This is a genomic window from Erythrobacter sp. CCH5-A1, from assembly GCF_001557115.1.
Classification (GTDB): Bacteria; Pseudomonadota; Alphaproteobacteria; order Sphingomonadales; family Sphingomonadaceae; genus Erythrobacter.
Genome location: NZ_LSKQ01000299.1, coordinates 1 through 25,874, shown reverse-complemented (window position 1 = coordinate 25,874; position 25,874 = coordinate 1). Strand labels below are relative to the sequence as shown.

The window sequence follows — 25,874 nt, the reverse complement described above, 5'->3', positions numbered from 1 at the left end:
GGGCTTGAGTGACCTACTTGCTGGCGAGCTTCCGCTCGATCGCGGTCCACAGCTGCGCGATGGCGCGCGCCGCGGGCGAGCGCGGGGCGAAGGCGCCGACCGGCTGGCGCAGGCTCGCGCATTGCTCGACCGCGCTCGCCAGCGGGATCGCGGGCCAGGTCGGGTTCGTCTCGCGCGCCGCCTTGTGGAGCGAGCGGCGCAGGTCCAGCATCGAGAGCACCGGCAGGATCGGCGGGTGCCCCTTGCCGATCCCGCGCACTTCCTCGACCACCACCTCGAAGGCGCGGGCGGACAGGGGGGAAGGCGGCAGCGGGACGATGACGAGGTCCGCCGCGCGGATCACCTGCGCGGAAAGCTCGTTGAGCACCGGAGGACAATCGAAGATGATCCGGTCATAATTCTTGCCCAGCGTTTCGGTCAGCTTGGCGAGCCGCTTCTTCTTGCCCAGCCGGTCGAGCTGGCGGTCCAATGCGCGGATGCTCTCGTCGGCAGGCAGCAGGTCGAGCCCGCCATAGGCCGTTGGCTGGATCAGCTTCTCAGGGTCGCTCCCTTCGGCGAACATGCTGTCCGCACTGCGTTTTTTCTTGGCATCGACGCCGAGCAGGAAGCCCGATCCGTTCGACGCGTCGAGATCCCACAGCAGGGTCTTGCGGCGCGAGATGGCGCTTGCACACCACGCCAGATTGACCGAGAGCGTGGTCTTCCCGACCCCGCCCTTGACGCTGTAAACCGCGATCGATGCCATGCGTCCCGCCTCGTGTTACAGTTTGATTACAGCCACAAGGGATAGCGCCGCCGCCGCCAATGGCAAGCATCGGCGCAGCGGAGTCAAACTGCGGTCAAGCGCGCGGGTCCGGCCCCGCCAAAGCAAAAGGGCCGGCCTTGGCCGACCCTTGCAAAACCTTGCGGCGGGGCGCCGGAGGGGGAGCCCCCGGCCCGGGCCGGATCAGCCGTCGTAATCGCCGCCCAGCGACGAGGTGCGCGCGGGCGCGGAGGCGGTGATCCGCAGCGCTTCGGCCGACTGGCTGAGCGAGCCGATCTCGTCGGCCTCGTCCTCGTCATCGGGGAGGATCTTCTGGAGGCCGACCACCAGCGATTCATGCAAAGCCGCGGGCGTGATCGTCTCTTCGGCGATCTCGCGCAGCGCCACGACCGGGTTCTTGTCGCGATCGCGATCGATGGTCAGCTCGCTCCCACCCGAAATCTCGCGCGCACGCTGCGCTGCAAGCAGCACCAGGTCGAACCGGTTGGGAACCTTGTCGACGCAATCTTCAACGGTAACGCGTGCCATGGGCGGGCCTTCTGCAAGAATCGCGAAAATAGGGAAGCGCGCGAGCTAGGGGCGAGGGCGCGCGAAGTCAAGAAAAAGGCGGGCAGGCCAGCGGCGTCAGAACAGCTCGATCCGGCGCAGCGGTGCCTCGGTGGAGAGGTCTGCGGGCGCCTCGCCGCCGCCTCCGAACACCGCGTGCACCACCTTCTGGCTTTCCATCACATAGCTGCGCTGCTGATCCTCGAGCAGATCGCGCACGCTGCGGCGCCCTTCGACGCCGCCCGCCGCCTCGGCCGCGAGCGCGCGCAGATCGCCGAGGGCATCGCCGACCTGGCCGAGCCGCTGCTTCATCACGTCCTGGAACTGCAACCGCCCGAGGATGTCCGAAAGCGAATGCACCAGATCGCCGTGCCCTGCCTCCATGACGGTGATGAGCTCGCCCAGCCGCGTGCTGATCGCGGCGATCTCGGCCTGCGCCGCGTCGAGTTCGCCCATCAGGCGTGCCACTTCCTGCGTGCCCGCATCGTTGCGGCCGGGCATGGCGGCGCTGATCTGTGTCTGCATCCGGTCGGCAAAGGAGTTGATCCGCTGGCCGACATTGCGCGCGCCTTCCGCGGTCTGGGTGGCGAGCGCGCGCATCTCGGTCGCGATCAGCCCGAAGGCCTTGCCGGCCTCGCCGTGGCGGTGCGCCTCGACCGAGGCGTTGACGGCGAGGAAGAAGGCCTTGTCCGCGACCTGCGAGATCACGTCGACTGCGGCGCGCAGCTCGTGGAACTCCTGCGCCAGAAGCTCGAGCCCGTGGTAATTGCCCGCGATCATCCGGTCGCGTTCGCCCAGCATCGCATTGAGCCGTACGATGATCGCGCCGGGCACGGCGACCGCCGCACGCATGGTGCCGACGCCCGAGAGCGAGTCGGCGATGCGCTCGCGCTGCCCGGACGATAGGCGGCTCACCGCCTGCACCTGTTCGACCACCGCCGTCACCCCGTCGGCAACGTCCTGCTGCACGCCGTCGATCTGGCCGCGCAGCGTATCGAGGAAGGGCAGGGTCGCCGCGATATCCTCGCGCAGCGGCTCGGGCAGGCCGGCCGGGCCGAGAATGGTCACGCCGCCGCCGAAACCGAGGAAGTCGGAAGCGCGCCGCTTCATCGGGCCGATGAAGGGCGGCGGGACCGGGTGTTGGCGCTGCGCCAGCACGAAGGCGCTGCCCGCCGCGCAAATGAGCGCGGCGGCGACCCACGCGCCCTCCCACACCGCACCGCCGAGCGACGCGGCGAGCAGCAGCGCGCCGGCCAGCCAGCGGCGCGGATGCAAGTGACGGACGAAAACCACGGGAGCGCGCCTGGAGAGGATCAGGCCGCCGCGGGCAGCACCTGGCGGATCACGCCGAGCAGGTCAGGGCCCGAGAGCGGCTTGACCAGCCACCCGGTCGCACCCAGGCGGCGGCTCTCGTCGCGCTTGGCCTGATCGCTTTCGGTGGTGAGGGTCAGGATCGGAGTGAAGCGGCAGACCGGCAGGGCGCGCGCGCCGCGGATGAAATCGAGCCCGCCCATGTTGGGCATGTTGATATCTGTGATGATGAGCTGCGGCCGCAACCCGCCCTGAAGCAGCGCGAGCGCCTGCGCTCCGTCGCTGGCGCTTTCGACCGCGAAGCCGTTCATCTCCAGCGTCGTGCGCAGGCTCATGATCATGGTCGGGGAGTCGTCGACGATGAGGATGGTCCTGGTCATGGGGCCGGTTGTCCTTGCCTTTCGCTTCGCGGCGCGCGGCCCCATGGACTGGCGCCTTGCGCGGCATTTTTGCCCAAGCGGGCTAAAACGGGGCGTCATCCTCCCTCGGGAAAACCCCTAGGGAGCGACACTCAGACGGTGACGGCCGCTGCCTTCGGCCTCGCGGCAGTCCGCACAGCGGGGGCCTTGCGGCGGCGGCGGCGCACGGGTTTGGACGGCGGCTCGGGCGCGACCGGAGGAAGCGCGAGCACGGGGGCCAGCCAGCGGGCGAGAAGCGCATCGCGCGGGGGCGCGATCACCGGAGGCGCGAGCGCCATCAGGCATTGGAGGATCGCGGCGTGGATCGTGCTGCACTCCGCCAGATCGACGCTGCGACCGGGCGCGGCGGTCAGCCACGCGGCCAGATCGCCGGCTTCCTCGACCGTGCAGGCGCCCTCGAACACCGCGCAGCTTGCCTCGTAGCGGACCGGCATCACAGCATCTCCTTCACGTTGAGCACCAGCAGCACCCGCCCGTCGCCCAGCACGGCGGTGCCCGAAAAGCCGCTCATGTGGGCGAGGATTCCGGCGAAGGGCTTGAGGATGATGTCCATGCAGGTGCCGAAATCGTCGATCACGAGGCCGACGGTGGCCTCGCCGAGGCGCAGGATCAGGACGGCTTCGAGCTCGGCCGGGCGCGGCGCCATGCCGAGCAGGCTGCGCAGCCGGGCGATTGGGATCACCTGGTCGCGCAGCACGATCGCCTCGGCGCTCTTGAGGCGGCGGATGTCGGCGGGATCGACCCGCACGGTCTCGATCACCAGATCGATCGGAATGCCGTAGGCCTGCCCGCCGAGGTCGATGGTCAGCACCCGCGTGACCGCCATCGACAGCGGCAGTTCGAGCCGCACGTGGGTGCCCTCGCCGTGGCGGCTTTCGAGCGTGACGGTGCCGCCCAATCGCTCGACGACGGTGCGCACCGCGTCCATCCCGACGCCGCGGCCCGAAAGGTCGGAGACGGTCTCGGCGGTGGAGAAGCCGGGGAGGAAGACCAGCTGTACGGCCTGCGCATCGGTCAGCTGCGCGGCGCGTTCGGCATCGATGAGGCCGCGTTCGATGGCCTTGGCGCGCACACGGGCAGGATCGACCCCGCGGCCATCGTCGGTGACGTCGATCACCACCCGGTCGGCCTCCTGGAAGGCGGCAAGGCGCACGGCGGCGGTCTCGGGCTTGGCCGCGGCAAGCCGGTCGGCGCGGCCCTCGATCCCGTGGTCGAGACTGTTTCTGAGGATGTGGGTGAGCGGCTCCGCAAGCGCCTCGATCACGTTCTTGTCGGCCTCGGTCGCTTCGCCCTCGATCTCCAGCCGGACCAGCTTGTCCTGCTTGCGGGCGATGTCGCGCACCAGCCGGGGGAAGCGCTTGAACAGGTCGCCGACCGGCATCATCCGCACCTCCATCACCGCGCTCTGGAGCTGGCGGGTGATGCGGTCGATGACGGCGTACTTGTCCTTGATCTCGCGCGCCAGTTCGCGGCTGCCGAAACGGGTTTCGGCATCGCGGGCAAGGAAAGGGAGCGCGTTCTTGGCGACCACCATTTCGCCCACGAGGTTCATCAGGGTGTCGATCTTTGCCTGCTCGATCCTGAGGGTGCGGTCGGCGGGCGGGTCGGCACGGGTTGCGGTTTCGGGGACCGCGGCGGATACGGCCCCGGTCTCGGGCGCAGGAGCGCTTTCCGCCAGCAGCGCGGCGATTGCGGCGGCGGGATCGGCGGGCGGTGCGGGAAGGCCGAGCGCGGTGGCAAGATTGCGCAGCGTGGCGACGATGTCAGCGGGCGCGCGGGCGCGGTCGGGCAGGGCGAGCGCGCGGCGCTGGGCCTCGACCAGTTCCAGCGCAAGCGCGGGGAGGGGGGGGCTCGCCGCCTCCGGCGTCTCCGGAGCGGCCGGGGCATTGTCCCATGCGCCGATGCTGACCGCGTCGGGCATGTAGCGGAAATGGTCCTCGATCGCGGCCCGGTCCGCGTCCGACACCAGCCGGAAGGCGAGGTTGCAGGCATAGGGATCGAAGGTCGCCGCCGCCGGCCAGGGCTCGCGCGGGGCGAAGTCGAACCACACGAGGCCCGGCACGCCTTGCGCGATGCGCAGGGGGTCATCGCCGCTGAAGAAGCAGGCCTCGTCGGGGGTGTATTCGATGGTGGCCAGCGGCGCGCCATCCGGCAGACCGGCGGCATCGGCCCATGCGTGGCGCACCGCTGCGGCGACAGGGGCGTGGGCGGTGTCGGCTCCCTCCAAATCTGTCAGCCGCGCGCGGTAGATCGCGGCGTAGCGGCGGGCGGTCTCCATCAGCTCGGGCGGCAGGCTGCCCTCAGCGGCGAAGATCCCGACCCAGCGGCCCACGTAATCGAGCCCTTCGAACAGCGCATCCGCCGCCGCGCTGTCCATCCTGAGGCGCCCCTCGCGCATTGCGCCCAGGAGGTCCTCGCCTGCGTGGACGAGGTGGACCAGCGCGGGCAGATCGAACAGCCCGGCCGCGCCCTTGATCGAATGGACGGCGCGAAACAGCGCGCCCATCGCCGGGGTGTCGCCCGGATCGCGTTCGAGCGCGAGCAGCGCCTCGCCTGCTTCCTCGAGCAGCGTGCGGCTCTCCTGGACGAAGCTTGCGGCGAGCTGCGCCATCTCGGCGCCCATCTCTCCGGCGGGTGGCGGGGTGGGGGGTGCGGGCTTCTTCAGCGGCATGGCACACCTGTCATCAGCTTGACGGTTTCCACGAAACGTTCGGGATCGACCGGCTTGGTGAGGTAGAAATTGGCCCCCGCCTGGTACGCCCGGACGATATCACCCTCGCCGGCTTCGGTGCTCAGCATCATTGCCGGGATCGCCTGCAGCGCTGGGTTGCGGCGCACCTCGGCGAGGAAGGCGTAGCCGTCCATCTTCTGCATGTTGATGTCGACCACGAACAGGTCGAACTCCTGTTCGAACGCCAGCTCGAGCGCTTCGAGCCCGTTGACTGCCTCGCCCACCGCATAGCCCTCGCGGCCGAGCAGCTGGGCGCAGAACAGGCGCACGGTGAGCGTGTCGTCGACTACCAGCACGCGGGGCCGGGGGGCGGGACCGGGCAGGAAGGGGTGCTCCCCGAAAGGCTGCGGGATCGTCATGAGAGGGGCCTCTGGTGGACGAGGGCTTCGGGAAACTTGCGGGGGACGAACAGGCCGGAAATGCGGCTCATGCTCTCCGAGTGGCCGAGCGCGACGAAGCCGCCCGGGTTGAGCGCGTCGAAGAAGTGCTCGGCGGTCCGGCGGCGCGATAGATCGTCGAAATAGATCAGCAGGTTGCGGCAGAAGATCACGTCGATCCCGCGCACCCGCGCCATCGCGATCGGATCGGCGACGTTGATCAGGCTGAAATCGATCGAGCCGCGCAGATCGTCGATGATCCGCCAGCTTTCCTCGCCGATCTGTTCGAAATAGTTGCTGCGGATGCGCGGCCCCACGCGGTGAAGCGCGCGCGCGCCGTAGACGCCGGCGCGCGCCGCTTCGAGCGCGCGGCTGTCGATGTCGGACGCCATGATCTCGATGTCGAAATCGCTCGCACGCGGCCAGTCCTCGAGCACCGAGATGGCGATCGAATAGGGTTCCTCCCCGGTCGAGCAGGGGACCGACCAGATGCGGATCGGTGGATCGCCGGGGCGCTTGCGGTCGGCGATCTCGTCGAGCATCCGGCGGCTGAGGCAGGCAAGCTGGTAGTCCTCGCGGAAGAAGTAGGTCTCGTTGACCGTCATGACGTTGATCAGCGCCTGCAGTTCGGCGCTGTCGTGCTCGAACTTCACCAGCGCCATATACTCGCGCAGGGAGGCGCAGCCGGTGGCCGCGATGCGCTCCTCGAGCCGCTTGTCGATGAAGTAGCGGCGGCTGGCATCGAGGCTGATGCCGGTCTTGCGGTAGAAGAAATCGCAGAAGCCGACGATATCCTCGAACGCGAAGATCGCCGGACCGGTCTTGCCGGTATCGAGGAAGGGGGAAGCGGCCACGACCCTATCGCGCTTCAGGCGTCGTCAAGTCGGCGCAAGGCCATGTCGACGGCAAAGCCGAGATAGGCGCTGCCCGCAAAGCGCGCCCGGATCCCCTCCAGCGCCGCCGCAGCGCCGGGCGCGCCGGTGCCCCCGAGCGCTTCGGCAAGGTGCGCGGCGACATTGGGCTCAGCCTCGCTTGCGGCGCGCGCGATCAGCCAGTCGCACGCCTCGGCGCGGTGGAGCCCGGCGGCGAGCAGCACGGCAAAGCTGCGCACATCGGGATCGGCATGGTGGCCGAGCGGTTCGAGCAGCGCGGTCGCCGCATCGGGCATTGCGCCGAGGGCTTCCAGCGCACCGTTGCGCAGGGCCGGGTCGTCGTCGGCGAGCAGGCTCGCGGTGGCCTGCGCCGCTTCGAGGCTGCCGTTGGTTGCCAGCGCCGAGAAGGCCGCCTGCCGCACGCTGCGGTCAGGCTCGCTGCGCAGCACCCAGACGAGCGTTTCGACCGCATCCCCCTCCGCATTCCCCGCAACGCCGAGCGCCTGCACCGCGCGGCGGCGGATGGCGGGATCGGGATCAGTGATGCTGGCGGGCGCGAGATCGGCCTCTCCGGGCAGCGCGGCGTCAGGGCGCGCGGTGGCTTTCATCAGGCCCATGAGCTTCTCCTTTGGGGCGCGCGCGCTTGCCCGCGCATGCGGGCATGGGCGACCCGCTCGAGCCGCGCGGCGATCTGGGAAGCGGGGAGGATTTCCGAGGCTCCGCCGCGCTCGACCAGCGCGCGCGGCATCCCGTAGACGACGCAGCTGTCCTCGCTTTCGGCGAAGGTGTGGCCGCCCGCCGCGCGCAGTTCTGCAAGCTCGGCCGCGCCGTCATCGCCCATCCCGGTGAGCAGCACGCCGATCAGCGAATCCGCGGTCACGGTCTTCATCGCCGAGGCGACCAGGCGGCTCATGCTCGGGTGCCAGGCATGCTCCTTCGAGGCGGGCAGCATGGAGGCGACAAGATTGCCGCCGCGTTCCTGGACGATCATGTCGGCATCGCCGCGTGCGAGGTAGATCGTGCCCGCACGCAGCTCGGTCTGGCGGCGCACTTCCTCGACCCGCATCAGGCAGCACTGGTCGAGGCGCTGGGCGAAGTGGCGCGTCACGCTGGCGGGCATGTGCTGGCAGACGAGGATCGGCATGGGATAATCATTGGCGAGCGCGGAGAGAATTTCCTCGAGCACCGCCGGCCCGCCGGTCGACGCACCGATCAGGGTCAGCGCCTCGTTGCCCGGACCATAGCTCGCCCCGCGCGCCCGGGGCCGGGTCGGGGCGCGCATGATCGCATCGCGCCGCGCGACCAGCCGCTGCCTCAGACCCATCGCCCGCCGCACCCGCGCGCCGCAAGCCGCGAGCACCTTGGCGATGATGACGTCCTCCTGCTCGCGCAGCGCGGTCGAGACGGTGCCGCCCGGCTTGTGGACGAAATCGACCGCCCCCAGCGCCACCGCCTCCAATGTGGCAAGCGCGCCTTCCTCGGTCAGCGAGGAGATCATCACCACCGGCCGCGGAAATTCCTCCATTATCCGGCTGAGGCAGGTCAGCCCGTCCATCTCGGGCATGTTGATGTCGAGCGTGACGACATCGGGCTGGTCCTCGGCGATGCGCGCCAGCGCCTCGGCACCGGTGCGCGCGGTGACGACCTCCAGCCCGCCGCGGGTCAGGATGTCGCCAATCTGGCGGCGCATCAGCGCGGAATCGTCGACGACGAGAGCCTTCATGGTCGCGTCCCCTCGGGCTATCAGGCGGCGGTTGCCACGGGTTCGAGGTCGATCAGCTTTTCGGTGTCGAGCAGCAGGATCATGCGGCGCGTGTCGGGCAAGTTCGCCACCCGGCGGATCATCCGCCGCGCCGGATCGGTCATCTCGGGCGCGGGCTTGATGTCGGCCCGGGCGATGCGCATCACCTCCGCGACGCTGTCGACGATGAAGCCGGTCTGCGTGCCGCTGATGGTGAAGACGACGATGCGCTGGCGATCATGGTCCTCGCACGGGGGCAGATTGAAGCGCGCGCGCTGGTCGACCAGCGGGATCACCGCGCCGCGCAGGTTCATGACGCCGCGGATATAATCCTCGGTGCGCGGCACCTTGGCGAGATCGTCGGGCACGCGGACGATTTCCTGCACCGTGGCGATATCGACCCCGAATTCCTCGTCCTCGAGCCGGAAGACGACGAATTGTTCCATATCCTCGGCGCGGGTCGCGGTGCGGCTGGCGGTGTGGTTCATGGCGGCCTCCTGATTGTCCTCGACACCCTTGATCGCCTCGGCGACGGCGGGGGCTTCGAACATCGCCTCGGCCGAGAGGATCGAGACGAGCCGCTTGCCGCCGTCCAGACGGCAGATGGCGGTGATTTCGGCAAGGTCGCGGTCGGCAGCGAGCATCGGGGGCATGGCATCGACCCCGCTGCGCCGCACGCGCAGCACCTCGTTGACCTTGTCGAGCAGCAGCCCGACGACCAGCGCGCTCCCTGTGTCACTGGCGCCTTCGCCCAGCGAGACCACCGCCACACGGTCGGTCTCGGCGGAGTCCTTGGCGGCAAGGCCGAACAGGCGGCGCAGGCTGACGACGGGGAGCAGCCGGTCGCGCAGGGCGATGACGCCGACGACGCTGCTCGCCGCCTTGGGTACGCGGGTCACGGCCTCGGGCAACTGCACGATCTCGCGCACCGACTGGATCGGCAGCGCATATTCCTGCCCGGCGACCTCGAAGCTGACGAGCTGGATTTCCTCGTCGGCGGCCGTCTGTGAGCCCTGCGTGGAGGTGGCGGAAGGCTCGTTACCGGATGCCAGCAGCCCCGCGCCCGCCATGCTGCCAATCGTCAGGGCATCGAATTCCTGCCCGATCAGCCGCGCGGTATCGAGCACCATCACGAGGCCCAGCGCGCCCTGGTCCTTGATGACGCCGCGCAGCAGATCGGATCGGACGCTGGTCTCGACCCCGGCGGCGTCCTCGATCCGGCCTGCATCGACCGAGACCACGCTCACCACCCGGTCGACCACGATGCCGACCGGCTGGCCGTGATCGAGCACCACCACGCGGGTCGCATCGTCCGGCTCGGCCGCCTCGCAACCGAACAGCGCGCGGGTGCTGACCACCGGCAGCACCGTGCCGCGCAGGTTGGTGAGGCCTTCGAGGCTCGGCGGGGTGAGCGGCACCCGCACCACCTGCGGCATGCGGATGATCTCCTTCACCTCATCGAGGCCGACCGCGAAGGTCTCCCCGTCGACGGTGAAGACGGTGAACTGCCGCTGGCCGCTGCCCCCGGCAAGGTCCACGGGCGGCGGAACTTCGCCCGCAGCGGCGGTTTCGATCTTGCAATGCTTCATCGCATCGGCCCTTTCGCAGGCGGGAGCGCTTACGCGTTCGACTGGAGCTCGTCGGCCATCGAGGCGACATCCTCGATCGCCACGGCAAGCTCCTCGGCGCCCTGGCTCTGCTGCTTTGCAGCGCTGGCGGCCTGCGCCGAGGCCTGGTCGGCCTGGGTCGCGGCGGCGGCGATCTGGTTGATCCCGGCCTGCACCTCGGTCACCTGCCGCAGCATCTCGTCGGCGGCCTCGCGGATCGAGCGGTTGCCGCCCAGCACCTCGGCCATGTCCTCGGTCACCTTGGCAAGATCGGCGGTGATCGCCTTGTTGGTCTCGACCTCGCTCAGCGCGGCGCTGCTGATCTCGTCGAGATCGCCCGCGACATTGGCGATCTGTTCCTGGATGGTGCGCACCAGATCCTTGATCCGATCGGCGTTCTCCGAGGATTCCTCGGCGAGATTGCGGATGTCGTTGCTGACCACCGCGAAGCCCTGGCCGAAATCGCCCGCGCGCGCGGCTTCGACCGAGCCGTTGACCGCGAGCATGTTGGTCTTGATTCCGACCGTGGTGATCGCCTCGACGATCTTGTCGATCTTGCGCGAGACCTGTCCCAGTTGCGTCACCTGCGCGCGCAAGGCTGCGTTGCTGTCGACCGAGGCGGCGACCCCGGCGATCATCTCCTCGACCGAGCTGCGGCTTTCGGCGATGAGGCCCGAGACCGCCTCGCCGCGCTCGAGCCCGGTCAGCGCGGCCTCGGCCGAAAGCTGGGCGCCCTTCCTGATCTGCTCGATCGCCGCGCCCGACTGGTTGGCGGCGGCCGAAGCGGTCCGCGCGCCGCCCGCGATCTGGTCGATGGCGACGAGGATCTGGCTCGCCGAACGGTTGATTTCCTCCACCGCGCTCGAAAGTTCCTCCGCCGCCGAGGCGACCTCCTCGGCGCTCTTGCGCACGTCGGTCGAGTTCTTCATTTCCTCGGCGACTTCGGAGAGGTTCTGCGCGGTCTGGTCGCATTCGCGCAGCGCGCTCGCCTGCTGGTCGAGCGTCGCGGTCACTTCCTCGCAGGCCGCCGACTGTTCGGCCGCCGCGCTAGAGATCGCTTCCGACCCCTTCTGCGCCTCGATCACCGCGGTCTCGCTTTCCGCATTGAGCCGCGCGATGGTCTCCGCGCCGGCGACGATCGCTTCCATGTCCTGCCGCAGGGCAGCGAGCCGGATGGTCACGTCCGCGCCCTTCTGCGCCTCGCTGCGCGCCGCCTCGGCCGAGGCGAGGATGCCCTCGGCGATCACCTGCACCTCGGCCTGGATCTGGCCGACCAGCGACTGGATTTCGGACGCGCTCTTCTCGGAGGTTTCGGCCAGCGTGCGCACCTCGTCGGCGACCACCGCGAAGCCCTTGCCGTGCTCGCCCGCGCGCGCCGCCTCGATCGCGGCGTTCAGGGCGAGGAGATTGGTCTGGTCGGCGATCCGCGCGACTGCCTTGACGATCTCGCCGATATTGGTCGCCTGGGCTTCAAGGTCGCTCACGGTCTTGACCGAAGCGGTCTGGCGCTCCGAGGCGGTCTCGAGCGCGCGCACCGAGGCGTCGATCTGGGTGCGGTTGGATTCCAGCAGGCGCTGCAGGTCGCGGGTGCGATCGAGCGAGACATCGGCCGCGCTGCGGCAATCGCGCACCAGCGTGCCGATCCGCGAGACATTGTTCAGCGATTGCTGCGAGGCGCTGGAGGCCTGTTCGGCGCCCGCGGCGATCTGGGTCATCGCCGATTGCAGCAGTTCGAGCGCCTCGGTCGCCTCGGCAACACCGCCCGCGAACTGCGTGCTGGCCGCGGCGATCCGCTCGGCGGCCTGTTGCTGGCGGGCATAGGTGCGCGCGGCGCGCTTCCTCGCGTCGGCCTCGCGGGCGGAAGCCCCCTCTCCGGTGGTCTTCGCCCGCGCCTTGCTGCCGCCCACGGCCTTGTCGGCCAGCACGCCATTGGGGACGCCCGCCCCGTTCAGATTTTCCCTCTTTACCAGCGCCATCACCTTCACTCCAGAATGTCACGGGGCGTGCACCGGCGGGATGCAGACGCTTTCGAACCGGATCGTGTGGGCGAGGGTGTAGTGCGCCAGAGCGTTCACGAGCCTTGCACGCGGCGTCCGTATTTGTGCGGGTTGGTGGTGGCACGGGGAGGTGACCTGTCCCGGCGCGCCGCGCCCCTTCGCGCGCGGCCTGCGATGGTGTAAGCGAGCCGCCGTGCCCACGCTGCCGCAGACCCGCTTCATCACCGCCGCCCCGCCTGCCGCCATCGCGCAAGGCGTGTTCGAGCTGTGGCAGCTGGAGGATGACGGGCGGCTCCATGCGGGCCTGCCCAAGCCCTATGTCGAACTGGTCGTCAGCATTGCCGGGGTCCACTGGTGGCGGTCGGCGATGGAGGGGGCGGAGCAGCTCTATGGCGATGCCTGGGTGACGCCGATCCAGTCCGGCCCGCGCTATGCCCGCTCGGTCGGGCGCCGCCATCTGATCGGCGCGCGGCTCGAGCCGTGGGCGGCGCAGGCGCTGCTTGGCCCGCTGCCGCCAGGCGACGGCACCCCGCCGCCGCGCCTCGCCGAGGTGTGGGGCACCGATGAGGCGGGCGCGCTGGTGGCGCTGCTGCGCGCGGCGGACAGCGACGTGGCGCGCTTCGCGCTGTTCGGGCGCTGGCTCGCCGAGCAGAGCGCGCTCGGCGGGGATCGGCCCGATTTCGGCGCGCTTGCCGATGCCGCGCGCGCGGGCGCGCTGGCCGAGGCGCTGGGGGTGCACCCGCGAACCTTGCGCCGCACCTTCGCCCGCGCGGCCGGGCTCAGCCCCAAGCGCTGGCTGCGGCTCCACCGGCTCGATGCGGTGCTGCGCCGCGCGGGCTCTGGCGGAGCGGAGCAGTCGCTCGCCGACCTCGCGCAGGAGCTGGGCTATGCCGATCAGGCGCACCTCACCCGCGATGTCGGCGCGCTGACCGGCGCCACCCCCGCCGCGCTCCAGAAGCGCGGGGGCAACCTGCCGCCGCATCTTTTTCCGCTGAGCTGACCGCTTTTTTCAATCCTTCGCCGCGCCGCCGCGCCAAAGGAGCGGCAAAGGAGAACGGGCGATGACGATGTTGCGCAAGATTGGCGGGGTGGTGGGCGGCGTTCTGGCGGCCGGACTGGTGATCGCCGGAGTCGAGACTGCCGGGCACAGCATGACGAGCGGGGAGGCGGTGTTCGCGCTCGCGGCCGCGGGCTACGGTCTCGGGGCGCTGGCGGGCTCGGCGGTGTGCGCGGCGCTGGCGGGGCGCGGCCTCAGCATCGCGGTGCCGGTGGTGCTGGGCGTGCTCGCGCTGATCAACCTTTTCGCCTTTCCCCACCCCCTGTGGTTCGTGCCCGCCGCAGCGGTGATGCTGGCGGCGGGATGGTGGATCGGCACGCGCCTTGCCGCGCGGATCGGGGCGGGCTGAGCCCCGCGCCTCGCACCCCCTTGCACCCCGCCGCCCTCCCCGTTAGCAGGTGAGGGCACGGGGACGAGCAACCTCCCGTCCAGGCCGAGACAGGCCCAAGCGTTGCCTCGTCATCACCCTTGCCGTGCGGCTGCGCGGCGGGGCCATTTTCGAGGTTCGCATGGCCGACACGGACGTTTCGATTGCTGCACCGGGCGAGGGCGTGACCGCTCCCGCCCCCACCTTCCCTGAGCTTCTCTCCGCCTTCACCCGCATCGGGTTCCTGAGCTTCGGCGGCCCTGCCGGGCAGATCGCGCTGATGCACCGCGAGCTCGTCGAGGAGCGGGGCTGGGTGGCGGAGGAGGACTTCCTCCACGCCTTGAATTTCTGCCACCTGCTCCCCGGCCCCGAGGCGCAGCAGCTGGCGACGTGGATCGGCTGGCGGCTCGCTGGGGTGCGCGGCGGGCTGGCAGCGGGGCTGCTGTTCGTGATCCCGGGGGCGTGCATCATTCTCGCGCTGTCGGTGTTCTATGCGCTCGCCGCGAACCTCGGCTGGGTGGCGGCGCTGTTCCTCGGGGTGAAGGCGGCGGTGCTGGCGATCGTGGTGCAGGCCTTGCTGCGGATCGCCAGGAGGGCGCTGGACACGCCAATGAAGAAGGGGCTGGCGGCGACGGCCTTTGCCGGGCTGTTCCTGTTCGACCTGCCGTTCCCGCTGATCGTGCTGGGATCGGGGGTGATCGGGATGATCATTGCCCGGACGCGGCCCGAGTTGCTGGCGCTGAAACCGGCGAAGGGCGGCGGCGTGCTGCCCCCCCATCCGTGGCGCACCACCATTCTCTCGGTGCTCGTCTGGGGCGCGATCTGGGCCGCGCCGATGGTGCTGATCGCCGCGACGCTGGGGCAGGATCATGTGCTGTGGAAGGTCGGCGCCTTCTTCTCGCAGCTTGCCATCGTCACCTTCGGCGGCGCCTACGCGGTGCTTGCCTATATGGCGCAGGAGGCGGTGCAGGGCTTCGGCTGGCTTCAGGCGGGCGAGATGGCCGACGGGCTGGGCCTTGCCGAGACCACGCCGGGGCCGCTGATCCTGGTGACGCAGTTCGTCGGCTACCTCGCCGCCTTCCGCGCGCCCGCGCCGTTCACGCCCTTGGTGGCCGGGCTGCTCGGGGCGGGGCTGACCACATGGGTGACTTTCGCGCCTTGCTTCCTGTGGATCTTCGCCTTCGCGCCGTGGATCGACCGGCTGGGGAATGCGGTGTGGCTCAAGGGCGGCCTTGCTGCGGTGACTGCGGCGGTCGTCGGCGTGATCGCCAACCTCACCGCGTGGTTCGCGCTCCATGTGCTGTTCGCCCGCGTCGGCGAGGTCCAAGCGGGGCCGCTGCGGTTTGACTGGCCAGAGCTTGCCAGCTTCGACTGGCGTGCGGGGCTGCTGGCGGCGCTCGCCTTTGCGCTCGCTTTCGGGGCAAAGTCGGGGGTGCTGCGGCTGCTGGCGGTGTGCGCGGCGGGGGGGCTTGCGCTCGGCCTGCTTGGCTAGAGCCAACCCGCCGCCCAGGCGATCACAACCGCGGCGGGCACCAGCACCACCTGCGCCAGCAGAGTGCCTGCCAGCCGGCTCAGCGAGACCCAGATCATCGCGCGGCGAAAGGTCGCCTCGGACACGCTGCCGTCGACCACATCGTCGGTCAGCGCGGAGATCTGCGGATCGATCAGCGCGAACAGCAGGATCGTCGCAAAGCCGTTGACGATGGCGGTCATCTGCGAGGCGGTGACGCGGAATTCGGGGACGAGGTAACCGGCATAGAGCGAGGCGATCACGCCGACGGCCAGCAGCGCCTGCGCCAGCGCGTTGGCGACGAGCACGCTCCAGCTCACCCCGCGCGGGCCCTTCAGCGATTGCAGCGTCCCGCCCGAAGGGATCGCGACCGAATCCCGCAGGGTGGCAAGCCCCGAGGGCGTCATCGCCCGCAGGATCAGCCCGGCGGTCGAGCGGCTGCGCTGGAAATAGGTGATCGCGGCGGCGAAGACTCGCTGCCCGGTCGGCACCAGCACGATGCCGAGCGCGACCGAGGCCGCGGCGGCCAGCAGCACCAGCCGCAGGTCCCAGATCAGGGTGGCGCCGTCGCCGCTCGCCAGCGCCGTCTCGATCCGCTTGGCGAGGAAGGGACCGAGAAAGCCGTTCGAGGTGCGGCTCACCAACAGCAGCACGTTGAAGAGGGCAAAGGACAGTGCGATGCGCCCCGTACGCACCCCCGCGATGCGCGCCGCATAAGCGAGCGCGCCAATGAGGTTGATCACGCCCGTGAGCGCGCAGATCAGCAGCAGTTCAGTGTCCATCCCGGTGTCTCGCAGGTCGGCCCTAGATGATCGGCCCTAGATGATCGGCCACGCCTTCCAGATGCTGTAGGCGCTCGTCACGATCAGCACCAGCGAGACCGCGAGCAGAAGTGTGCGCGGCTGGACGCGGCTGGCGAGGATCGCCCCGAACGGCGCGGCGACCACCCCGCCGAGGATCAGCCCGCCGGTGATCAGCGTGAAGGCCGCCGGGCCGAGCGTCAGCAGGAAGGTGACCGAGATCGACAGGGTGAGCAGGAATTCGGCGGTGTTGACTGTGCCGATGACCTTTCTCGGATCGCCGCCCTGGATCAGCAGGTTGCTTGTCACGACAGGGCCCCAGCCGCCCCCGCCCGCCGCGTCGAGAAATCCGCCCACCAGCGCCAGTGGGCTGGTGAACTTGGGGTCCTCGAAGCGCGGTTTGGCCATCCGGATCGCCCGCCACAGCAGGTAGAAGCCGATCCCCGTGAGGTAGAGCATCACGAAGGGCCGCGCGGCGCTCGCGTCGATATTGGAGAGGATATAGGCTCCCGTCACCCCGCCCAGCACCCCGAAGGGCACCAGCCGCCGGAACAGCCCCCAGTCGACATTCCTCTGCCATGCGTGGCTGATCCCCGAGGCGCCGGTGGTGAACAGCTCGACCAGGTGGACGCTGGCCGAGGCGCTTGCCGGGGGCACGCCCATCGCGCTCACCAGCAGGGTCTGCGTGGTGACGCCGAAGGCCATGCCCAGCGCCCCGTCGATCATCTGCGCGGCAAAGCCGATCGCGATGAACGGCAGGATGTCGAGAAGGAGCTGGGTCAGGTCCGGCATGAGGCATGTCCTCTCTGCGAGGGGTGGAAGGGGGGATCTATCGGAAGGTAACGGCGACGGTTCCGCCCCAGGTGCGCGGATCGCCGGGCAGGCCTGCAATCAGGCCGGTGTTGCCCGGGCCAACGAAGAGCTGTTCGAAGTAGTCTTCGTCAAACGCGTTCCTCACCCATCCGAAAATGTTGAGCCCGCCTTGTGTACGGAAACCAAGGCGGAAATTGGACAGGCTGTAGCCATCGACAAAGGTGTAGACCGAAGGCGACGGGTTGGACGAAAAGTCCGACCGGTAGCTGCCGTCATAGCCGAGATAGACCTCGCCCTCCTGCCCGAGCACGCGCGCGGGCACGTTACCCTCGGCCCCGAACGAGAAGGACCACTTCGACACGCCCGGCAGGCGCTGGCCGGAAATGTCGCAGTTGGCCGGGCTGAGGCCGCCGGGGGTTCCGGGTGCGGACGGCGTCTGGCCGGCGCCGACCGTGGTGCCGCCCGCAAACTCGGGCGGGCAGGGCGCATCGGTGAAGCGGACGTATTTTGCATCGGTATATGCGCCGCTCGCATAGGCGATGAAGCGCTCGCTCGGGCGGATCTGGAAGTCCGCCTCGATCCCCTGCGAGCGGACCTTGCCGGCATTGGCGAGATAGCCGCGCAGCACCCCGAACTGGCCGTTGTTCACGGTCGCCTGATAGTCGCGGATATCGGTGCGGTAGGCGGCGAGGTTGAGGGTCGCCTTGCGGTCCCAGAACTGGCTCTTGAGGCCCAATTCGAAGTGATCGACCTTCTCCGGCCGGATCGTGCCTGCTGCTGCGATTGGCACGCCGTTGGCGTCGGTCGGCAGCCCGTTCTGGTTGATCCCGATGGTCTTGAAGCTCCGCGCATAGGTGCCGTAGGCGAGCACATCGGGCGCGACTTCATATGACGCCGTCAGGTCATAGGTGAGGTTCCAGTCGGTATCCTCGGGCGCGCTTTCCTGCGGCGTGAAGACGGCAAGCTGGGCGCGGGAGCGGGCGTCGGTCTCGCGGCCGGTCAGCTCCACGCCGGTGCCGGTGAACACCCGGCGCTGGTAGAAGCCCGATTTCTTGTCGTAGTTGAGCCGCGCGCCCGGCTGGATGGTGAAGGCGTCGGTCACCTTCCAGGAAAGCTGCCCGAACAGCGCCGCGCTGGTGCTCTTGAGGAACTGGAGATTGCGCGCGGTGAGGCCGTTCAAAACGCTCGGCTCGTTCGACAGGGCGTTGTTCGGCGCGATCGTCCAGCGGCTCGAAGCGATGCCGTGCTGCTCAGTCCCCTGCGTGTCGATCCGCTGGTCGAAGGCGAAGGCGCCGAGCACGAAGTCGAATGCCTCGCCCGAATAGGCGTAGCGGAATTCCTGCGTGTACTGGTCCTGCTGCGAGGGGTTCTGCGAGAGGCGCACGATCGACAGGCCGGTGAAGTCGCGGTCGTTCTCGGGCTTCCAGTCCCAGGTCCGCCAGGCGGTCACCGAGGTGAAGGTGCCCGGCCCCACGTCCCAGGTGATCTTGAGCGCCGCGCCCGCGATGACGTTGCCCGCGTTGAGGTTGGAATCGAGGTCGGTCAGCCGGTCGAAGGGATCGGTGCTCGGCGGGGCATAGTTCTGCGCGGCGGCGAGCGCGGCGAACTGGCGGTTCAAGGGCCGCTGGGTCGCCCCGGTCCGCACGAAAACCGATCCGCAGCACACCGCGTCCTGCTTGTTGTAATCGCCGACGAGCTTGATCTTGAGCGTGTCGGTCGGCTCCCACAACAGCTGGGCGCGCAGGCCGATATTGTCGAGGCTCTGGATGTCCTCGCCGGTCACGACATTGCGGATCGTGCCATTGCGGCTGGTGCCCGAGAAGGCGATGCGCGCGGCCACCTTGTCCGAAAGCGGGCCGGACACCGCGACCCGCGCCTGCTGGTAGTTGTAATTGCCCACGCTCACCTCGGCGCGGCCCTCGAAATCGAAGGTCGGCTGGTTGGTCTGGATGTTGATCGCGCCCGCGGTGGTGTTCTTGCCGTAAAGCGTCCCCTGCGGCCCGCGCAGCACTTCGATCTGCGCGACATCGAGGAAGTCGAAGGTCGCCGAGGCGACGCGCGAGTAATAGACGTCGTCGACATAGATGCCCACGCCCTGCTCGAACCCGTCGCTGGTGAGGCCGAAGGGCACGCCGAGGCCGCGGATATTGACCGCGGTGTTGCGCGGGTTGGAGGAGTAGAATTGCAGGGTGGGGGCGAGCTGCTGCAGGCGGTTCACGTTGAACGCCCCGGTCTCGTCAAGCTGCTTGGCATCGAGCACCGATACCGCGAGCGGAATGTCCTGCGCGCTTTCCTGGCGTCGGCGGGCGGTGACGATGATGTCGTTGCTGGTGTCGGTCTGCGCCTCTTCGGCAGCCGCAGCGTTGTCCGTCGCGGCGTCCTGCGCGGTGGCGGGGACGGCGGTGAGCGCCGCAAGGCCGGCGCCGAGCAATAGCGCGGTGCGGAGGGAAATCGGATGCATTGTGTCTCGCCTTTGCAAGCGGGCGGGCATCCGGCGGTCCGGTCTGCGGGTCCCTGTTGTGTGGTGGTGGAGGAGGTCACGGGACGGGCCGTCAATCGGTCAGCCGCTTCCTCTCGGTAACGTCGATCTGCATGACCTTGCCGTCATGCACGGTGAGCTGGATCGCGCCGTAGCGCAGGCGACCGAGCGCCTCGCTCACCAGCGCCAGTGCTTCGGGCAGCACGCCGCCGGAAGCTGAGCCTTTCTCAGAGTGGTCCATGGATGGGCCTTTCCTTGCGCGGGGAGGTGCCCGCTGCGCAAGGAACTAAACTCTAGTGATTTGCTTGACAATAGGGCCGGCGCGCAGAAATTCTGTAGTCGGACGAAAGGTGGGCTTTGCGCGACCATCGGCGGCCGCCGCTTCGGCCGGGTGTGCCGCTCAGGCGGTGTCCTCGGCAAAGGCGGGGACCGGCACGATCGGGTCGGACAGGCGGATCGTATCGAGGATCTGCGCGGTGCGGTCACGCACGTCGAGCATCAGTGCGCGAGTGCGGCACTCGCCTTCCTCGAGGCAGTTCTTGCACTTCTCGTGAGCGTAGCGGCTGGCGCAGGGCACCAGCGCAAGGCTGCCGCGCATGTGGCGGATGAGGTCGCCATAGGTGATGTCGAGCGGCGGGATGGCGAGCCAGTAGCCCCCGTCGCGCCCGCGCAGCGATTCGACCAGCCCCGCGCGCGCGAGCTCGGACAGGATCACGGTCAGGAACTTGGCCGGGATCTTCTGTTCATCGGCGATGGCGGCAAGCTGCACCGGCCCCTGCCCGTAATTGTCGGCGAGGTGCTGCATCGCGCGGATCGCGTAGCGGGTCTTCTGCGACAGCATGGGAGAATGTCTATCCGCCGCGCCAGGTTTGCGGTCAAGGGCGGGAGACGTCTTGCTCCACGCTCGCAAGCCTGCCCCCGTTCACCGCGCGGGGCTGTCGGGTTGCCGCAAAGCCTGTCTACAAGGACGGCATGGCCACAGCCTCCACCGAATCGCTGCCCGAGGCGTCGGACACCGCGACCGATTACTGCGACCTCGAACCCTTCGGCCTCACCGCAGCGGGGCACGACTTCACCTTCTATCCCCACGGGCAGGACCGGCTGAAGGCACTCGTCGCGCTGATCGGGAGCGCGCGCGAAACCCTGCGTGTGTTCTACTACCTGTTCGACAGCGACGTCTCGGGCACCATGGTCCGCGATGCCCTGGTCGCCGCCGCGCGGCGGGGGGTGAAGGTCGACCTCATCGTCGACGCTTTCGGCAATGATGCGGGCGCCGCCTTCTTCGAGCCGCTGGTCGAGGCGGGCGGCAGCTTTGCCCTGTTCAGCCCCAAATGGGGCGCGCGCTATCTGGTGCGCAACCACCAGAAGTTCACCATCGCCGACGGCGCCCGCGTGATGACCGGCGGAGCGAATGTCTCGGACCACTACTTCGCCATCCCCGCCGAGAACGGCTGGTGCGACCTCTCGGTGTTAATCGAAGGCCCGGTGGTGGAGCAGTTCATCCGCTGGTTCGGCCTGCTTCAAAGCTGGGTCGCCAATGCCGAGGCGGGCCGCACCACCCAGCTGCGGCGCCTGCGCGACATCGTCAAGGAGTGGGACGGCGGGGACGGCCCCGTCCGCCTGCTGGTCGGCGGGCCGCTGGTGCGGAAGGGCCACTGGGCCTGGGTGCTGCGCAAGGACCTGGTCACCGCCATGCGGCTTGACACGGTGTCGGCCTATTTCTCCCCGCCGCGGAGCTTCCGCCGCCTGTTCGCCCGCATCGGCCGGCGCGGAGAGGCGCGCATGATCATGGCCGGAAAGTCCGACATCGCTGCCGCGATCGACATGGCGCGGCTGCTCTACGGCAAGCTGCTGCGCGCGCGGGTGAAGCTGTTCGAATTCGGCATCTGCAAGCTGCACATGAAGCTGCTGGTGGTCGACGACATCGCCTATGTCGGCAGCGCCAATCTCGACAAGCGGTCTTTCCGCATCAATGTCGAGCTGATGGTGCGGATCGAGGATGCGGCGGTCGCGGCCGAAATGCGCAAGCTGATCGACCACATGGCCGCAGCGAGCGAGCCGATCACCCCGGCCTGGTATGCCCGCAACAGCACCTTCCTCAACCGGCTGCGCTGGCGGATCGCCTATTGGCTGAGCCTTGCCGACTATCGCATCAGCAAGGCGGGGACTGTCTAGCCGGTTAGCCGGACGGGCTTACTATCGTTAACGCGGACTTTACGGCTTCTCCCTAGGCATGGAGCGATGCGGGGGATGATCCACAGATTGCGGGCACGCGTGATGCCGCCCATTCCGGAGGCGATCCGGGACGAGTTCACCCTGCTGCGCGCGCGGCGGATGGAGACGCAGACCAACGTCATGTACGTCATGCTGCTCGCCACCACGCCGACTGCGGCGTGGGCGGGGGCGGCCGACCTCCACTGGGCGATCAAATACGGCATGCCCGCGCTGCTCGCTGTGCTGTGCGTGCTCGGCCTGATCGAGAACGCGGTGAGCCGCCGCCGCCACCTCAGCCTGCGCCGCGCGCAGCTGCTGGTGGGCAAGGCGGCGAGCGTATCGGGCTGGGTCGCGGTGATGTGCAGCACCTGGGCGGTGCTCAACTGGTTCGCCTCGCCCCCCGAGGCCCATGCCGCCTTCGCAATGATCATCGCGATGGGCGCGCTGGCGACCGCCTACTGCCTCTCGGCGATCCGCTTTGCCGCGATCCTCAACCTCGTCATCGGCGTCGTGCCGATGTCGGCGCTGATGCTGCTCTCGGGCCGCCCGCCGGAGATCGCCGCGGCGACCTCGCTGGTACTGGCGACGCTGATCCTCGTGCGGTTCATCCTGCAGGGCCACGCGATGCTGGTCGATCTGCTGCAGTTGCAGCACCAGACCCGCGACCTTGCGAACACCGATCCGCTCACCGGCCTTGCCAACCGCCGCGCGCTCGACGCGCGGATCGCGGGGCTGCTCGGCAAGGGGGGCGAGGCGCCGCCCTTCACCCTGGTGCTGCTCGATCTCGACGGGTTCAAGCCGGTCAACGACCGCCACGGCCATGCCTTCGGCGACCGGCTGCTGTGCAGCGTTGCCGAACGGCTGCGCGACGTGGTGGGCGAGGGCGGTCTGGTGGTGCGTCAGGGCGGCGACGAGTTCGCGGTGCTGATCCCGCCGCACTCGCCGCTGCGCGATACGCCGCTGGCCGAGCGCCTGCTGATCGCGCTGGTGCGGCCGCATGTGATCGAAGGCGTGCCGATCCAGGTCGGCGCCAGCGCCGGGACCGCGCAGTGGCCGACCGACGGCGCGGACGCCGACGCCCTGTTCGACCACGCCGACCGCGCGCTCTATGAGGCCAAGGCCGAGACGCGGAGCAAGGGCGGTGCGGCAGTGCTACCCGCGCACAAGAATTCGCTCAGCGCGTGAGGCTTTGTTGGTTCGGCGTGACCGGACTGGACCGAGCGCGGGCTAGTTGCAGCTGGCCGCCGAAACTGTCGGCGTAATGCCTTCCTTACGCAGCAACTCGGCCAGGATCACTGTACCGACCGAATACTGGATCGCTTCCGTCTTGTGACTCTGTGTGTTGATGCCGACTACGCGATGGCAATGATCGAATAGCGGCCCGCCGGAATTCCCTCCGGAGAATTGGGCGTCCGACTGGATCAGCCGGGTGGTTCCGCGGCCATTCGACTGGATTGCGTATCCATCAAAGATCCGTGAGACGACACCGCGCGTGAAGGAGGCCACCACGGCGCTGTCCGCGATCGCCACATCTGCGGCGCCCGGATATCCTACGGCCCAGACCTCTGCACCCCGGCTCGGCTCCCGCCCAGCGATGGCGACGATCCGCCCGGGCAGGTTCGGCACGCGGACGATTGCGATGTCGTGGATCGGATAGCGGGCGATCACCGTGCCCTGATAGGAGTTCTCCGGATTGTCGAGATTCTTGCCGTCCGGGGTCAGGTAGACGGTCGGGCTATCCTCGACGACATGGACATTGGTGACCACGATCCCGGGTGCGACAATGAAGCCGGAGCCGCGTGTGCGGCGCAGCCGGTTGCCGACATAGACGATCGACCGGTCCACCCGTGTCGAGTTGAACCGCCCGCCTGAAGTTGTTGGCGGGACGCTGTCCGCCGCCGCTGCCGCTGCTGCCGCGCGTATCCCCGCGATCCGGGCGCGTTCCTCGGCTGCCGCGAGGGTCTTGATCCGCGCCTTGGCCGAAGTGATCGCTCCGGTCCGGCCGTTCGCGGTCAGCGCGCGCATGATCGCCGGATTGGTCTCGAACACGGCGAGGGTCTGGCGCGCGGTGGTGCTGTCGGGGGCGGCCGTGACGGCACTGGTGAGGAGCTCGGCGATCTCGCCCGCCCGGAACCCCAGCGCCGATTGCACCAGCTCCCGCGCGCGCAGCGTGCCGCGCAGGTTGACCGCGGCGGCGCAGGAATCGATGTCGGCCGAGGCGGATTCGAGCGACAGCAGATCGATGATCGCGCCCGGCTGGCGGTCCGCCAGCAGCTGGATCAACCCTTCCTGCACCGCCGGGACCAGCCGGTCGCGGATCTGCGCGCGCAGGACGGTCTGGCGCATGCCATCGATAGGATCGTAGATTTCCGCGAGCTGGCGATCGATCGTCACCAGCTTCTGCCGCGCCTCCTTGCGGCGCGGGGTCTGGCCGACCGTGCGCTCGAACTCCTGCCGCATCCGCGCGGCCTCCGACAGGGAGATCGCGCGGCCATCGGGCGTGCGCCCGGCGATGGCGGCGTCGAGCTGGGCGGCGGCGCGCTCCTCGGCCGGGGTCAGGGCGAGCTCGGCATAGGCCGAAAGCCGCTCGGCACGAAGCTCGGCGATCGCGGCGGCAAGGTCCGAACTGCTCTCGGGCAGCTGGGCGACCGAGGCCTTCATGCTCGCCAGCGCGGAGCCGAGCTGCGTTCCGGCGAGGCTTTCGATCCGGCTCAGCCCGGGCATCAGGCAGCGCGCGCGTGCATCGGCGACGCTCGCCGCCGCGCCGCCCCAGGCGAAACTGCCGTCCCAGCCGATGTTGTGGAACACCGCATCGCCGGTGGCATTGCCCAATGTGACGCGCGCCGCGCCTCCGGACATCCGGCACGGCGTCAGCCGCACTCTGGCCTCGGCGTTCACCAGCGCGCAATCCGCGCCTTCGCCTTGCGCGACCAGCGAGACGAAGCGCGTCTGCGGCGTGCCGCCGGGCAATCCGTCGAGGATCGCGAGCTCGACCTGACCCTGTTCGTTGTCGGCCAGTTCGAGCCAGATGCCGCCCGTCATCATCCCGCGCTGGACCGAACCGGTGCGCTCGACCCCCTGTCCGGCGAGCGTCGCCGCACAGCCCAGTGCGGCTGCGGCGATAGCCATGCGCGCCCAGCCGCGCGTGCTTTTGCCGATTGCGGCCAACTGCCTGCTAACCATCACCTGACGCCCCCGCCTGCGATACTTCGATTGGCTGCAATGATGCTTCGAATTGTCTGGCGTAATCAAGGTGAAAATGTCCGCGCATATTGACAGAATCGGGACCGCGCCAAATAGTTTACACAGCATAACGGGGGAATGTGATGCGCATGACACAAGGACATGCCGCTAGGGCCTTGGCCCTGCTTGCGGCATCGACGATGCTGCTGCCGGCGGGCGCGATGGCGCAGTCGCAGGCGCCCAAGCTCAAGGACGCCATCGCCGTGTGCGAGTCGCAGCGCACGCCCTTCGTCCAGATCCGTGACCGCAACCGCGAACAGACCGGCGGCAAGGCGATGGTCGGCGCGCTGATCGGCGCGCTGGGCGGGGTCGCGGCCGGTGCGCAGGTCCGCAACAGCGATGGCGGCAGCAGCACCACCGCGATGGTGCTGGGCGGGCTGATCGGGGCCACGGCGGGCGGCTATCTCGGCTATCTCGAAGCGAAGCGGCAGATCACCTCGGACAATCGCGAGCTCGTCAAGCTGATCAACAGCGACGCGCAGGGCTATGCCTCGCGGGTGCAGGGCATGATCGGCTCGATCCGGTCGACCGCCGAATGCCGCCAAGGGCAGATCACCACCTGGTCGCTGCGGCTCGATGCCACGCGCCGCGAATTCGACGCGCGCGAATCCGCCCGCGCCGCGACACTGGCCGCCATCACCGATCCCAAGCAGCGCAAGAAGGCGGAAAAGGACAGCAGCAAGGCCTCCGCGGCGGATCGCAAGATCCTCGCGCAGATGGATGTCGAGCGCGATCTCATCGAAGGCGCGATCCGCGACGACAAGAAGCTGCAGGACGACGTCCTCAAGTATTTCGATATCGACATCAACGGCATGGCCCAGGCCCAGGCCGAGGTCGAGGGCACCAGCCCGGCATCGCTGCGCGGCGCGGCCGAGGCCTATGTGGTCGAGGTGAAGCCCCCGGCGATCATGGCGAGCCTCGGGCCCGGCGGCTCCTCGACGAGCTCGGCCTTCGGTTCGGCGGGCTCGGCTTTCGGCGGGGGCAGCTCGGCCGCGCCGGCCGGAACGATGGCACCGATTCCCGCCGC

General features: G+C 69.1%; 24 protein-coding genes. 6 read left to right on the top strand and 18 right to left on the bottom strand.

The genetic code is table 11. The annotated features are described in order from the left end of the window. Positions 1-13: 13 nt before the first annotated feature. The 12 genes from AX708_RS18395 to AX708_RS18340 all read right to left on the bottom strand — a co-directional run bounded on the left by AX708_RS18395 (position 14) and on the right by AX708_RS18340 (position 12,343). Positions 14-745: a ParA family protein gene (locus AX708_RS18395; RefSeq protein ID WP_066529658.1), complete on the bottom strand. Its 732-nt coding sequence runs from the start codon at positions 743-745 to the stop codon at positions 14-16. Between the two features lie 201 nt (positions 746-946). Further along, positions 947-1,291 carry a DNA-directed RNA polymerase subunit omega gene (gene rpoZ / locus AX708_RS18390; protein WP_066529655.1) on the bottom strand — a complete coding sequence of 115 codons (345 nt, stop codon included), beginning with the start codon at positions 1,289-1,291 and terminating at the stop codon, positions 947-949. 96 nt (positions 1,292-1,387) lie between these two features. Continuing rightward, positions 1,388-2,602: a methyl-accepting chemotaxis protein gene (locus AX708_RS18385; protein WP_156443395.1), complete on the bottom strand. Its 1,215-nt coding sequence runs from the start codon at positions 2,600-2,602 to the stop codon at positions 1,388-1,390. A 20-nt stretch (positions 2,603-2,622) separates the two neighbouring features. Further along, positions 2,623-3,000 carry a response regulator gene (locus tag AX708_RS18380; RefSeq protein ID WP_066529769.1) on the bottom strand — a complete coding sequence of 126 codons (378 nt, stop codon included), beginning with the start codon at positions 2,998-3,000 and terminating at the stop codon, positions 2,623-2,625. Positions 3,001-3,131: 131 nt separating this feature from the next. Beyond that, entirely contained in the window at positions 3,132-3,473 is a 342-nt protein-coding gene (locus AX708_RS18375; RefSeq protein ID WP_197426079.1) for a hypothetical protein, read from the bottom strand. After that, positions 3,473-5,710 carry a chemotaxis protein CheA gene (locus tag AX708_RS18370; RefSeq protein ID WP_066529649.1) on the bottom strand — a complete coding sequence of 746 codons (2,238 nt, stop codon included), beginning with the start codon at positions 5,708-5,710 and terminating at the stop codon, positions 3,473-3,475. The genes AX708_RS18375 and AX708_RS18370 overlap by 1 nt, the downstream gene beginning before the upstream one ends. After that, complete coding sequence (locus AX708_RS18365; protein WP_066529646.1) at positions 5,701-6,129, bottom strand: response regulator; 429 nt, start codon at positions 6,127-6,129, stop codon at positions 5,701-5,703. Before AX708_RS18365 ends, AX708_RS18370 begins: the two co-directional genes overlap by 10 nt. Beyond that, positions 6,126-7,001, bottom strand: coding sequence for a protein-glutamate O-methyltransferase CheR (locus tag AX708_RS18360; protein WP_082745571.1), 876 nt, complete (start codon positions 6,999-7,001; stop codon positions 6,126-6,128). Before AX708_RS18360 ends, AX708_RS18365 begins: the two co-directional genes overlap by 4 nt. 14 nt (positions 7,002-7,015) lie before the next feature. Further along, complete coding sequence (locus AX708_RS18355; protein ID WP_066529644.1) at positions 7,016-7,636, bottom strand: HEAT repeat domain-containing protein; 621 nt, start codon at positions 7,634-7,636, stop codon at positions 7,016-7,018. After that, on the bottom strand, positions 7,627-8,742 hold the full coding sequence (gene cheB, locus AX708_RS18350) for a chemotaxis-specific protein-glutamate methyltransferase CheB (RefSeq protein WP_082745570.1): 1,116 nt from the start codon (positions 8,740-8,742) through the stop codon (positions 7,627-7,629). Before cheB ends, AX708_RS18355 begins: the two co-directional genes overlap by 10 nt. 20 nt (positions 8,743-8,762) lie before the next feature. Next, a complete protein-coding gene (locus AX708_RS18345; RefSeq protein WP_066529641.1) occupies positions 8,763-10,349 on the bottom strand; it encodes a chemotaxis protein CheW in 1,587 nt (528 codons plus the stop codon). A gap of 29 nt (positions 10,350-10,378) precedes the next feature. After that, positions 10,379-12,343 (bottom strand): methyl-accepting chemotaxis protein, encoded by a 1,965-nt coding sequence (locus AX708_RS18340; RefSeq protein WP_066529764.1) that lies wholly within the window; start codon positions 12,341-12,343, stop codon positions 10,379-10,381. Positions 12,344-12,557: 214 nt separating this feature from the next. Here AX708_RS18340 and AX708_RS18335 point away from each other — a divergent pair, with 214 nt between their 5' ends. The 3 genes from AX708_RS18335 to chrA all read left to right on the top strand — a co-directional run bounded on the left by AX708_RS18335 (position 12,558) and on the right by chrA (position 15,280). Further along, positions 12,558-13,364: a helix-turn-helix domain-containing protein gene (locus AX708_RS18335; RefSeq protein WP_066529637.1), complete on the top strand. Its 807-nt coding sequence runs from the start codon at positions 12,558-12,560 to the stop codon at positions 13,362-13,364. Between the two features lie 61 nt (positions 13,365-13,425). Further along, complete coding sequence (locus tag AX708_RS18330; protein WP_066529635.1) at positions 13,426-13,770, top strand: hypothetical protein; 345 nt, start codon at positions 13,426-13,428, stop codon at positions 13,768-13,770. A gap of 160 nt (positions 13,771-13,930) precedes the next feature. Beyond that, positions 13,931-15,280, top strand: a complete 1,350-nt coding sequence (chrA, locus tag AX708_RS18325) for a chromate efflux transporter (protein WP_082745576.1) — start codon at positions 13,931-13,933, stop codon at positions 15,278-15,280. Here chrA and AX708_RS18320 read toward each other — a convergent pair. The 5 genes from AX708_RS18320 to AX708_RS18305 all read right to left on the bottom strand — a co-directional run bounded on the left by AX708_RS18320 (position 15,277) and on the right by AX708_RS18305 (position 20,231). After that, entirely contained in the window at positions 15,277-16,080 is an 804-nt protein-coding gene (locus tag AX708_RS18320; protein WP_066529631.1) for a lipid II flippase family protein, read from the bottom strand. The two genes, chrA and AX708_RS18320, sit on opposite strands and share 4 nt — an antisense overlap. A 36-nt stretch (positions 16,081-16,116) precedes the next feature. After that, positions 16,117-16,890 carry a sulfite exporter TauE/SafE family protein gene (locus AX708_RS18315; RefSeq protein WP_066529622.1) on the bottom strand — a complete coding sequence of 258 codons (774 nt, stop codon included), beginning with the start codon at positions 16,888-16,890 and terminating at the stop codon, positions 16,117-16,119. Positions 16,891-16,927: 37 nt separating this feature from the next. Continuing rightward, on the bottom strand, positions 16,928-19,372 hold the full coding sequence (locus tag AX708_RS18310) for a TonB-dependent receptor (protein ID WP_066529621.1): 2,445 nt from the start codon (positions 19,370-19,372) through the stop codon (positions 16,928-16,930). A 91-nt stretch (positions 19,373-19,463) separates the two neighbouring features. Beyond that, the gene (locus AX708_RS20135) at positions 19,464-19,631 is read right to left on the bottom strand and encodes a YezD family protein (RefSeq protein ID WP_082745569.1); all 168 of its coding nucleotides are present in this window, start codon (positions 19,629-19,631) and stop codon (positions 19,464-19,466) included. A 159-nt stretch (positions 19,632-19,790) separates the two neighbouring features. After that, complete coding sequence (locus AX708_RS18305) at positions 19,791-20,231, bottom strand: Rrf2 family transcriptional regulator (protein WP_066529620.1); 441 nt, start codon at positions 20,229-20,231, stop codon at positions 19,791-19,793. A gap of 131 nt (positions 20,232-20,362) precedes the next feature. Between AX708_RS18305 and AX708_RS18300 the strand changes: the two genes are divergently transcribed. After that, complete coding sequence (locus AX708_RS18300; RefSeq protein WP_066529617.1) at positions 20,363-21,565, top strand: phosphatidylserine/phosphatidylglycerophosphate/cardiolipin synthase family protein; 1,203 nt, start codon at positions 20,363-20,365, stop codon at positions 21,563-21,565. A gap of 102 nt (positions 21,566-21,667) precedes the next feature. Continuing rightward, on the top strand, positions 21,668-22,789 hold the full coding sequence (locus AX708_RS18295) for a diguanylate cyclase (RefSeq protein ID WP_197426077.1): 1,122 nt from the start codon (positions 21,668-21,670) through the stop codon (positions 22,787-22,789). A 42-nt stretch (positions 22,790-22,831) separates the two neighbouring features. Here AX708_RS18295 and AX708_RS18290 read toward each other — a convergent pair whose 3' ends face one another. Continuing rightward, positions 22,832-24,733 (bottom strand): serine protease, encoded by a 1,902-nt coding sequence (locus AX708_RS18290; protein ID WP_197426076.1) that lies wholly within the window; start codon positions 24,731-24,733, stop codon positions 22,832-22,834. 230 nt (positions 24,734-24,963) lie between these two features. Between AX708_RS18290 and AX708_RS20990 the strand changes: the two genes are divergently transcribed. Next, positions 24,964-25,874: hypothetical protein (locus tag AX708_RS20990; RefSeq protein WP_197426427.1), on the top strand; the 911-nt coding region annotated here is incomplete at its 3' end.

Bases quoted from the DNA above. Each gene is read 5' to 3' on its own strand.
- AX708_RS18395 (WP_066529658.1), bottom strand. From the start codon at position 745: ATGGCATCGATCGCGGTTTACAGCGTCAAGGGCGGGGTCGGGAAGACC.
- rpoZ (WP_066529655.1), bottom strand. From the start codon at position 1,291: ATGGCACGCGTTACCGTTGAAGATTGCGTCGACAAGGTTCCCAACCGG.
- AX708_RS18380 (WP_066529769.1), bottom strand. From the start codon at position 3,000: ATGACCAGGACCATCCTCATCGTCGACGACTCCCCGACCATGATCATG.
- AX708_RS18375 (WP_197426079.1), bottom strand. From the start codon at position 3,473: ATGCCGGTCCGCTACGAGGCAAGCTGCGCGGTGTTCGAGGGCGCCTGC.
- AX708_RS18370 (WP_066529649.1), bottom strand. From the start codon at position 5,710: ATGCCGCTGAAGAAGCCCGCACCCCCCACCCCGCCACCCGCCGGAGAG.
- AX708_RS18365 (WP_066529646.1), bottom strand. From the start codon at position 6,129: ATGACGATCCCGCAGCCTTTCGGGGAGCACCCCTTCCTGCCCGGTCCC.
- AX708_RS18355 (WP_066529644.1), bottom strand. From the start codon at position 7,636: ATGGGCCTGATGAAAGCCACCGCGCGCCCTGACGCCGCGCTGCCCGGA.
- cheB (WP_082745570.1), bottom strand. From the start codon at position 8,742: ATGAAGGCTCTCGTCGTCGACGATTCCGCGCTGATGCGCCGCCAGATT.
- AX708_RS18345 (WP_066529641.1), bottom strand. From the start codon at position 10,349: ATGAAGCATTGCAAGATCGAAACCGCCGCTGCGGGCGAAGTTCCGCCG.
- AX708_RS18340 (WP_066529764.1), bottom strand. From the start codon at position 12,343: ATGGCGCTGGTAAAGAGGGAAAATCTGAACGGGGCGGGCGTCCCCAAT.
- AX708_RS18330 (WP_066529635.1), top strand. From the start codon at position 13,426: ATGACGATGTTGCGCAAGATTGGCGGGGTGGTGGGCGGCGTTCTGGCG.
- chrA (WP_082745576.1), top strand. From the start codon at position 13,931: ATGGCCGACACGGACGTTTCGATTGCTGCACCGGGCGAGGGCGTGACC.
- AX708_RS18320 (WP_066529631.1), bottom strand. From the start codon at position 16,080: ATGGACACTGAACTGCTGCTGATCTGCGCGCTCACGGGCGTGATCAAC.
- AX708_RS18315 (WP_066529622.1), bottom strand. From the start codon at position 16,890: ATGCCGGACCTGACCCAGCTCCTTCTCGACATCCTGCCGTTCATCGCG.
- AX708_RS18310 (WP_066529621.1), bottom strand. From the start codon at position 19,372: ATGCATCCGATTTCCCTCCGCACCGCGCTATTGCTCGGCGCCGGCCTT.
- AX708_RS20135 (WP_082745569.1), bottom strand. From the start codon at position 19,631: ATGGACCACTCTGAGAAAGGCTCAGCTTCCGGCGGCGTGCTGCCCGAA.
- AX708_RS18305 (WP_066529620.1), bottom strand. From the start codon at position 20,231: ATGCTGTCGCAGAAGACCCGCTACGCGATCCGCGCGATGCAGCACCTC.
- AX708_RS18300 (WP_066529617.1), top strand. From the start codon at position 20,363: ATGGCCACAGCCTCCACCGAATCGCTGCCCGAGGCGTCGGACACCGCG.
- AX708_RS18295 (WP_197426077.1), top strand. From the start codon at position 21,668: ATGCCGCCCATTCCGGAGGCGATCCGGGACGAGTTCACCCTGCTGCGC.
- AX708_RS18290 (WP_197426076.1), bottom strand. From the start codon at position 24,733: ATGGCTATCGCCGCAGCCGCACTGGGCTGTGCGGCGACGCTCGCCGGA.